The organism is Herpetosiphon sp., assembly GCF_003512625.1.
GTDB lineage: Bacteria > Chloroflexota > Chloroflexia > Chloroflexales > Herpetosiphonaceae > Herpetosiphon > Herpetosiphon aurantiacus.
Genome location: NZ_DOPT01000034.1, coordinates 47502 through 57259, shown reverse-complemented (window position 1 = coordinate 57259; position 9758 = coordinate 47502). Strand labels below are relative to the sequence as shown.

The window sequence follows — 9758 nt, the reverse complement described above, 5'->3', positions numbered from 1 at the left end:
TCGAATTGAGCTTGGCGAGATCGAAACCATTCTACTGGCTCACCCCAGCGTGGCCCAAGCCTTGGTTGTGGTGCAAACAACCGCGACCGATGCTCAATTGATTGCCTATCTGATTGGCGCAACCCCTGAGGTTGCAATTGAGCCGTTGCGCCAGCACTTGGCCTTGCAACTCCCACGCTATATGCTGCCAAGCGCAATTGTAGTATTGAATGAATGGCCATTAACCCCCAATGGCAAAATTGATCGTCAGGCCTTGCCCAAGCCATGGAGCGAGCAGCCCAACCAGCAAATTGCCCGTGATCCGCTGGAATTGCAGCTGCAACAACTTTGGACAAGCGTGCTTGGCCATCAATTGGGTATTCACGATCACTTTTTGGAGCATGGCGGCCACTCGCTGATCGCTATTCGATTTATGGCCTTGCTCAACCCAACGCTTGAGCAGCCGCTGCCCTTAACCAGCTTATATCAAGCCCCAACGATCGCCGAAATGGCTCAATTGCTGCGGCATCAAAGCCGCCAATGGTCGCCATTAGTGCCCTTACGCCATGGCGCAGCCGAACAAACGCCGCTCTTTTTGCTCCCAGGGGCTGGTGGTAATGTGCTGTATTTACAACAGCTAGCCCAAGCAATTCCAACTGAGCGGGCGATTTATGCAGTGCAAGCCTATGGCCTAGAGCCAAACCAAACCCCATTGGAGACGGTCGAAGCCATGGCTCAACAAGCTTGGCAAGCAATTCGCCACGCCTATCCGCAAGGCCCATATACCTTGATTGGTCACTCGTTTGGCAGCGATGTGGCTTGGGCGATTGCTAGCCTGGCACTTGCCGAGGGCCAGCAAATTTGCCAATTCTTCAGCCTTGATAGCGCTGCACCCCAAACTCGCCAGCAACCACGCCAGCTTGAGCCATGGTCGGAATGGATGCGGCGTGGCAAGCAGGTATTGGAGCAGGCATTTGCAGTTAATTTGGTGCTGACTGAGGCCGATTTAGCCGAATTAAGCCCACTTGAGCAATCTGGCCTGCTAACTGACCAACTGATTACGCTTGGTATTTTGCCAGCCCAAACCGAACCCAGCCTGATCGAACGCTTTTTGAAGGTCTTTCAGGCCAATCATCAAGCAAGTTTTCAGCCAGCTCAAGGCTTAGCAGTGCCTGTCGTGCTGATCAAGGCTCGCGACGAAGCTCCCGAGCCAAGCCTTGATCAACAGCCAGATTGGGGCTGGAGCAACTTAACCAGCCTAGCGCTGGAGATTGTGAGTTTGCCAGGCGATCACCACACGATGTTGCACGAGCCATATGTTCAAGCCTTAGGTCGTTTGATTGGGGTTGGCTTGGAGGTCGCCGTATGATTTCGCTGCGGCGCTGGCAACAACACCCAATGCTGCGCTTTGTGTTGCTTTGGTTTGGCCAAACTGGCTCGATGATTGGCTCAAGCCTGACTGGCTTTGCCTTAGGCATTTGGGTCTATCAGCAGCATGGCGTAGTAAGTGATTACGCTTGGGTGCTGCTGACCAACACCTTGCCCGCCACCTTAATCGCGCCATGGGCCGGAGCCTTGAGCGATCGTTTTAATCGGCGCACGGTGATGCTGATAAGCGATAGCATCGCCGGCCTTAGCACGATTGGGCTGATCATCTTATTTAGCACTGGGCAACTGGTGATTTGGCAAATTTATCTTGCCAATAGCATCAATGCGCTTGCCCGTGCCTGTCAATGGCCAGCCTATGTTGCCAGCGTCCCACAATTAGTCGATTCGACTCAACATAATCGAGCGAATGGCTTGATGCAACTCAGCCATGCCTTGGCCCAATTGCTGGCTCCGCTGATTGGTAGTAGTTTGTTGGCATGGGTTGGCATGCCCTTTATCTTTACCCTCGATCTTCTGACCTTTGGGCTGGCGTTGGTGATTACGGCGAGCACCCGTTTTGCGCCCCAACCACAGGTGACCGAGCATGCCAACGTGCCGTTATTGCAAACGGCCTTGCTGGCATGGCGCGAGTTTTTGCGCTACCCCAGCCTCGTCGCTCTAACCAGCCTCATTATTTTGAGCAATTTTAGCGCTGGCAGCATCGAGGTCTTGATCACGCCGTTGGTGCTGGAACTACATTCAGTGCCGACGCTGGGCATGCTGCTGACGTTTGGTGGTTTAGGTATGGTGGCGGGGAGTTTGTTGGCAAGTATGCTGCGCCCGCCGCGTCGTTTAGCCCGCGCGGTTTTACTGGCTGAACTGATTGGTGCATTAGCCATGCTGTTGGCTGGTTGGCAACCAAGCATTATTGGCTTGGCAATCGCGGCAATCATCTACTTTGGCATGTTGCCATGGGGCAGTGCCAACCACACGAGCTTAATTCAACAACAGCTGCCAAATGCGCTGCATGGGCGGATTTTTGCCTTGATTAGTGCCCTCGCGTCGTTAGCACTCACGCTTGGCTTCGTTAGTGCGGGCTTGTTGGCCGATCGCTTTTTCACCCCAGCCATGCAACCCCATGGCTGGCTCAACCCGCTATTCGCTTGGCTGGTGGGGACGCAGCCGAGCAGTGGCATTCAACTGCAATTTATAAGTTTGGGATTACTAACCTTGCTGTGGACTATCGGGGTTGCTGGATGGCATGCTCGTCAAACACCGCCATCTGAGCAACTATAGGAGATGTTGGGATGTTAACCCACGGATTCACCAAATTAGCCCGTTCACACGACGGGATTGTTCAACTGATTGGTAATACGCCCTTAATTCCGTTACGTCGGATTTTTGCTGAGCATCCGATTCAGCTTTTTGCCAAGCTAGAAATGTTCAATCCAGGTGGCAGCGTCAAAGATCGGGTGGCCCGCTCGATTATTACCAAAGCACTGGCTGAGGGCCGAATCGATCAAGCCACCACAATCATCGAATCAAGTTCGGGTAATTTAGGCATTGGCCTCGCTCAGGTCTGTCGTTATTTTGGCTTACGCTTTATTTGTATTGTTGATTCACGCACGACCAACCAAAATATTCAAATTCTACGGGCTTATGGGGCTGAGGTTGAAATTATTACCCAGCCCGACCCTGATTTGTTGACGGCTCGGATCAAGCGCGTGCATGCGCTCCAAGCCAGTATTCCTAATAGCTTTTGGTGTAATCAATACGCAAATTTGCATAATCCAATGGCCCATTACGCCACCATGAGCGAGATTCTGGCAAGTTTGCCGAATGTTCCCGACTATCTGTTTTGTGCGACCAGTAGCTGTGGCACGCTGCGCGGTTGTGCTGAATATATTCGCGAACAAGGTTTAGCGACCAAGGTGATCGCGGTTGATGCCTTGGGCAGTGTGATTTTTGGCGGCCAACCCGGCCAGCGCTTGATTCCAGGCCATGGCGCATCACGAATTCCCGAATTGTTCCAACCCGATTTAGCGGCTGGTGTAGTCTATGTTTCCGATGCCGATTGTGTAGCTGGCTGCCATAGCTTGCTCGACCAAGAGGCGATTTTTGCTGGCGGCTCGTCGGGTGGCGTGATTCGCGCTATCGCCCAGATGTTGCCAAGTATGCCCGCTAATGCAACGTGTGTGGCGATTTTGTGTGATCGTGGCGAGCGCTATCTTGATACCGTTTTCAACCACGCTTGGATCGATCAACATCTCCCAAGTGTCCTGATTAATCAATCGCAACCACTGATCGAACGCGAAAATGTTGTCGGCTAAACTGCCGCTGTGAGGAATACGAGGAATACAATGCAACAATCATTAACCCTACTCAAAGGCCATGAAGTTGGGCGCATTCTCGATGGAGCCGAATTAACCTTGATCGATTTGGTGCGAGTGGCTTACGAGGCGCATCAGGCTGGATTAAGCTCCCTGCCGCATTCCAGCTTTTTGCGCTTCCCAAATGATCCATTAAATCGGATTATTGCCTTGCCAGCCTACTTAGGTGGTGCGCAGCCGAGTGCTGGAATTAAGTGGATCGCCTCGTTTCCTGGCAACCTGAGCCATGGTATCCAACGCGCCAACGCCACAATTACCCTCAACGATCCGCAAACCGGCTTGCCCATTGCCTTTATGGAAGGTGCGCAAATTAGTGCCAAACGCACGGCGGCCAGTGCAGCCTTAGCGGCCAAATATTTGCATTCCAACCCACAGGAGACGCGGGTTGGCTTGGTTGGCTGTGGCGTGATCAACCATGAAACCCTGCGCTTTTTGCTGGCAGTCTTTCCGAGCATTCGTGAGGTGCTGGTGTTTGATACCCAACCAGCCCATGCCGAGCATTTTCAGGCAGCATGTAGCGATCAGTTTGGGATGAATGTGCAAGTTGTGGCTTCAATCGAGGCCTTGCTTCAGCGCACCAGCTTGATCGCTTTGGCAACGACGGCAATTACGCCCCATATTGATGATTTGAGCATGTGCGCTGCTGGCACAACCATTTTGCATACATCGCTGCGCGATCTCAACCCTCGCTTAATTGAGTTTTGCGATAACGTCGTTGATGATCGTGAGCATGTCTTGCGAGCGAATACCTCGCTTGATTTGGCTCAACAAGCCTTGGGGCATCACCATTTTGTGCGTTGCAATCTCGCCGAAATTACCAGCGGCCAAGTTCCTGCTCGCCCCAACCCTGAGCAAACCACGATCTTTAGCCCATTTGGCTTGGGCGTGCTCGATTTAGCCTTGGCCCAGTGGGTTTTGGGCCAAGCCCGCGAATATACGATTGGCCTAACCCTCAACGATTTCTGCTAAGCAACCCACCTCGTAAGATCGCCAAGCCACTCATTGATTAAGTGGCTTGGCGAATGTTGATTCATGCTTCAAGCACAACCCCTAGTGCCAGCAATGTATTGGCATCCACCAACGCGCTACGCTAGCGAGTCCGCAACCATCGCAATTAGCTGAACAATTTAGTATAGGCTGCGCCGAATTGTTGGCCATAAGGCCCGAACCAGCTATCGATTTGAGGCGATCACAGGGCAATATTGGCCAACCATGCAACGAAATAGCCATACCATCGTATGGGCAACATCTACTCACGCTGAGAAGTCGATCGACGGCTCAGTGGACTGGATGATGTACCCCTTCGGTCAGTGTTGTGTTGAGGTATCCCCTACAGTGATTGGAGGAAGTATGGATCGGTCAGGATTCGCACCGCGTTGGTTTCGACGGATCGTTTGGATGGTTTTGCTCGTGCAAGTAGTCGTGATCGCTGCAACCATCAGCAGTTCACCAACTTCTGTCATGGCAACAGCCCCTTTGTCCTCGGCAGACTGGGCCGCAATCCGTACCCTATTGCCATTGGAGCAACAAGCCTACTTTAAACCGTCGCAGGTCTCAGAAACAGATTATTTTGGCCTGAGTGTGGCCATGTCGGGCGACACCGTGGTCGTCGGTGCGCCATATGAGAATAGCAGCACGGCAGGAGTCCAGAATAGTGCCACCCCAACCGTCGATGAATTAGCACCTGAATCGGGGGCTGCCTATGTCTTTGTACGCAATGGGCCAACTTGGAGTCAACAGGCCTATCTCAAAGCCTCACAAGTTTCGATAGCAGACCTTTTTGGCTCGAGTGTGGCAGTGTCGGGCGATACGATTGTGGTAAATGCGCTCTATGAAGATAGCAGCACAACAGGAGTTCAAAATAGTGCCACTCCGACCGTTGATGAAGCTGCGGATAGTGCTGGTGCAGCCTATGTCTTTGTGCGCAACGGGACAACTTGGAGTCAACAGGCTTATCTCAAGGCCTCGCAAGTCTCAGAAACAGACTTTTTTGGCGGGACTGTGGCAGTATCGGGTGACACCATTGTAGTGGGTGCACACTTTGAGGATAGCAGCACGGCGGGAGTTCAAAATAGTGCTACTCCAACCGTTAATGAAGCAGCAGACAATGCTGGTGCAGCCTATGTCTTTGTGCGCAATGGGGCAACCTGGAGTCAACAGGCCTATCTCAAAGCTTCACAGGTCACTGGATTATCCCCCTTTGAAGAAGGCCGCTTTGGCTGGAGCGTGGCGGTGTCGGGCGATACGATTGTGGTTGGTGCGACCTATGAGGATAGTACTACGGCAGGAGTCCAGAATAGTGCCACCCCAACCGTCGATGAATTAGCACCTGAATCGGGGGCTGCCTATGTTTTTGTGCGCAACGGGACAACCTGGACGCAACAGGCTTATCTCAAGGCCTCAAATGTCTCAATGTATAATTACTTTGGCAGGAGCGTGGCGGTGTCGGGCGATACGATTGTGGTTGGTGCGCCCTATGAGCGTAGCAACATAGCAGGAGTGCAAAACAGTGCCACACCGACCGTGGATGAAAGCGCATTTACATTTATGGCGGGAGCGGCGTATGTGTTTGTGCGCAATGGAACTCAGTGGAGCCAACAGGCTTACCTAAAGGCTTCCCAAGTGTCGAGTTCTGACGGCTTTGGCTGGAGCGTGGCGGTATCGGGCGACACTGTGGTTGTCGGGATACCCAATGAGGATAGTGATACGGCAGGTGTTCAGCAGAGCGACACCCCCGTGGTGAATGAAGATGCGAGCGATTCTGGGGCAGTAGTGGTGATGGTACGCAACGGGACAACATGGAGCCAGCAGGCCTATCTCAAAGCCTCAAATGTCTCGTCATTTGATGTGTTTGGGAACGCCGTTGCGGTTGCTGGTGATACCGTGATCGTGGGTGCACCTTTCGAGAATGGTAGTATCGCGGGCATTCAGTATGGTTCCAGCCTCGTAGTGGATGACGATGTGATCGATGCTGGAGCCATCTATAGTTTCAGGCTCCCTGTCGTTGATCCATATTTGATGTATCTGCCGTTTGTGGCAACCAGTGATCGTGCCGCAGCGCAGACCGCCGCGCAATAGGCATCAGTAACTTGGTGCATCCTATCCCAAACTTGGTCGAAGATAGCGTGCTGCCGCAGATAATGCTAACGGAATTCTACGGCAGCACGATCAATCTGTGGTCACAGATGCTGAAGCTAGGCCCACAAAGGTGTGGCAGTTTATGGCACTAAACCAACGTGTTGATAAATTGCTGCATAAGCTTGCCAATGTTGCTCGGCTTGACTCGGATTGGCCAACTGCTGATAGACTTGGGCCAGCACGTGGTGGGCCTTGGCAATCCCAGTCTGATGTTCAAGCATGGTCGCTAGGCGCAACCCTTCATAGCCATGATAACTGGCCTGATGATAGTGTGCCTGCACCAAAGCCAGTTTAGCCTGTTCGAGGTGGATTTTGGCTAAATAGGCGGTTGATTGCTGTTCTTCAGCGATCTCCTCGGCTTCTTCGAAGCAGGTTTGGGCATGGCTAAAATCGTGGCGTTGCATCGCACATTTACCTTCGAGCAAGGCTATACGTGAACTTGTGATTGTATAATTGCTGGCCTCAACAATCGTTTTAATCTGGGCTAATATTTGCTCAGCCTCATGCGGATTGGCTTGTAGTAAGGCTAACTCGGCCAAATCACTTAACACCATCACTTGTCCATGAGTTGATTCAAGCGTTTGCCAAATTGCCAAGCTTTGTTGCAGGTAGGTTAACCCATGAGTATAGAGGCCTTGGTCGAGGGCTAAACTGCCCAACCCCCAGAGCGAATAGGCTTCGCCTGGCTGTAAACCAAGGGTGCGCCAACTTGCTAAACTGGCTTGTAAATCGGCCTCGGCCTGAAGAAATTCGCCTTTGTTCTTTTTAACTAAACCTAAATTATACAAAATTCGTGCATGTTTAAACGATGTGTGGCCGCCAATAAGCTCCAATACGCGCTCAAAAAAGTGTTGGGCTTGGTTAATATTGCCCTGATGGTAGTATAAAAAGCCTAAGGCGTTATAGGCATCGGCCAGAATCGCTGGGCTAAGCGTGACTGTTTGTTGTTCAATCAGGCCCAAAATGTGTTGTAACCAACTAATCCCCTCGCGTTGATAGCCATAGAGATGTAGAAAATCGATTAACGTCGCAATTAGCTTAATCGCATTTTCCAGATCATATGGTGGTTCAAGGCACCATGTGATAACGGTGTGAAAATTATAATACTCAGCGGCAATCTCTTGAAAAAGGCTATTGGTACGCGAGTTGAGCATCTTTTGATAAATGGTTTCGGCAATATTCAGGTAGTAGCTGGCAAAACTTTGGCGTAATTGCTGAATGGTTGTTGGCTCAGCAAGCTGCTCAAGCACATATTCACGCAAAACCCGCAACATCCCAAAGCGTGGCTCATCAGTTTGCTGCTGCTGAATCCAAATTAGGCTTTTATCGAACAAGTTGGTTAGGCCATCGAAAATCGACCACGGCCACGGGCTATAGCAATCAGCAAGCGCTTCTAGGCTCAGGAGGGTACAACTTTCGGGAGCTAATGCCAGCGCTACCAGCAGAAATTGCTCGGCACTATCGAGCAAATCGATACTCCATTGGATGGCATTGCGCAAGGTTTGTTGGCGATGAGGCAAATCGCGCGAGCCTTGGGTCAGTACATTCAATTGATTATTCAGCCGATGCACCAGCATTTGAGGGCTGAGCATGGCGCTACGCGCAGCAATTAACTCAATACTTAGCGGCAAGCCTTCAAGCTGCATACAAATCGTGCTAATTGCTCGGGCATTCGATGCATTCAACTCGGCCTGAGGATTGATCGCCCGACTGCGCTCTAAAAATAGCGCAATCGCTGGAATTTGGGCCAGTTGCGCGAGATCAAGCTGCATACCGCGTACTGGAACCGTCAGCGGGCGCAATGGAAAGCGCTGTTCCCAGCGCAAATGCAACACTTCGCGGCTGGTCGCAAGAATCGAGAGGGTTGGACAATAACTTAACAGTTGGTTTACAAACTGGCGCAACTCAATAATATGCTCACAATTATCGAGAATGAGGAGCAAATGGCGATTTTTGAGCCAGTTGAAAATTGTTTCTTCGATCGATTGATTGGGGTTTTCGTGAATGCCGAGTACCCGCGTAATTAACGATGGGACAAGGCTAGCATTGACGATTGGATCGAGGCTAATCCAAAAAACGCCATCGCTAAAATGTGTGAGTAACTGTTGGCCAATGGCTTGGGCCAGGCGGGTTTTGCCAACGCCAGGTGAGCCGACAATCGTAACTAAACGGGCTTTTTGGGCTTGAAATTGGACACAAATTGATTCAATCGCCGAATCGCGGCCAATGATTGAACTAAATGGGGGCAGTAAGTTCGAAGGAGCTGGCTCAGGTGGCGAGCCACCATCAGATGGGCTAGGCGATTGCCCAGCCCATGCTGCATCAACAAAGGCCCGATTGGCTTCTACTTGACAAAATTTAGCGATCCGAGCCGCAATCTGGCGCGAAGGTCGCCGTTCATTCGACTCGATTTTGCGAATAGTAATGGTTGAACAGCTTACCAACTCGGCTAAATATTCTTGGGTAAAATTAAGCTCTTTACGCCGCTGTTTAAGCCAGTAACCGAAGCTTTCACTCATATAGCGTGCCTAGTCGTGATGGGTTATCTGCTAGCTATTTGGTATCGAGCTGGATCTCACAACATTCTCCACCTACCATGGTGACGCAGCCTGGTGAACGTTTGCCTGCATAGGCGGTTCCACCAATACAGAGTTCGAGATCGTCGTCACTTAGTTCGGCGGTTCCAACTGGGTTATGCTCTAACAGATGCGCGAGGAGGGCTGATTGCTCGTCATGGTTTGATAGCACTGTCATGGGTTACTCCAAATTAACAGAATGTTGCTAGCTATCCATACAAGTGGTGCAATGTAGGCTGAAATGTGGAATATCACCAACTGTACGGCACAGGCTTGGTTTTGTCAAAATCTTGACATCGCTTGGACA

Annotated in this window: 7 protein-coding genes; 5 read left to right on the top strand and 2 right to left on the bottom strand. The window is 51.3% G+C overall.

The window, feature by feature from the left end; genetic code table 11:
• The 5 genes from DEF47_RS08395 to DEF47_RS08375 form a co-directional block, all read left to right on the top strand.
• Nucleotides 1-1348: thioesterase domain-containing protein (locus tag DEF47_RS08395; protein WP_287045076.1), on the top strand; the 1348-nt coding region annotated here is incomplete at its 5' end.
• The gene (locus DEF47_RS08390; RefSeq protein ID WP_012189410.1) at nt 1345-2643 is read left to right on the top strand and encodes an MFS transporter; all 1299 of its coding nucleotides are present in this window, start codon (nt 1345-1347) and stop codon (nt 2641-2643) included. The genes DEF47_RS08395 and DEF47_RS08390, both read left to right, overlap by 4 nt.
• Nucleotides 2644-2654: 11 nt before the next feature.
• A complete protein-coding gene (gene sbnA / locus DEF47_RS08385; RefSeq protein ID WP_012189411.1) occupies nt 2655-3677 on the top strand; it encodes a 2,3-diaminopropionate biosynthesis protein SbnA in 1023 nt (340 codons plus the stop codon).
• A gap of 30 nt (nt 3678-3707) precedes the next feature.
• Nucleotides 3708-4706 carry a 2,3-diaminopropionate biosynthesis protein SbnB gene (gene sbnB, locus DEF47_RS08380; protein WP_012189412.1) on the top strand — a complete coding sequence of 333 codons (999 nt, stop codon included), beginning with the start codon at nt 3708-3710 and terminating at the stop codon, nt 4704-4706.
• Nucleotides 4707-5087: 381 nt separating this feature from the next.
• The gene (locus tag DEF47_RS08375; RefSeq protein WP_012189413.1) at nt 5088-6815 is read left to right on the top strand and encodes an FG-GAP repeat protein; all 1728 of its coding nucleotides are present in this window, start codon (nt 5088-5090) and stop codon (nt 6813-6815) included.
• Nucleotides 6816-6955: 140 nt separating this feature from the next.
• On the opposite strand, the gene DEF47_RS08370 is transcribed toward DEF47_RS08375, so the two are convergent.
• A complete protein-coding gene (locus tag DEF47_RS08370; protein ID WP_012189414.1) occupies nt 6956-9394 on the bottom strand; it encodes a tetratricopeptide repeat protein in 2439 nt (812 codons plus the stop codon).
• Between the two features lie 34 nt (nt 9395-9428).
• Complete coding sequence (locus DEF47_RS08365; RefSeq protein WP_041304349.1) at nt 9429-9629, bottom strand: hypothetical protein; 201 nt, start codon at nt 9627-9629, stop codon at nt 9429-9431.
• Nucleotides 9630-9758 lie beyond the last annotated feature (129 nt).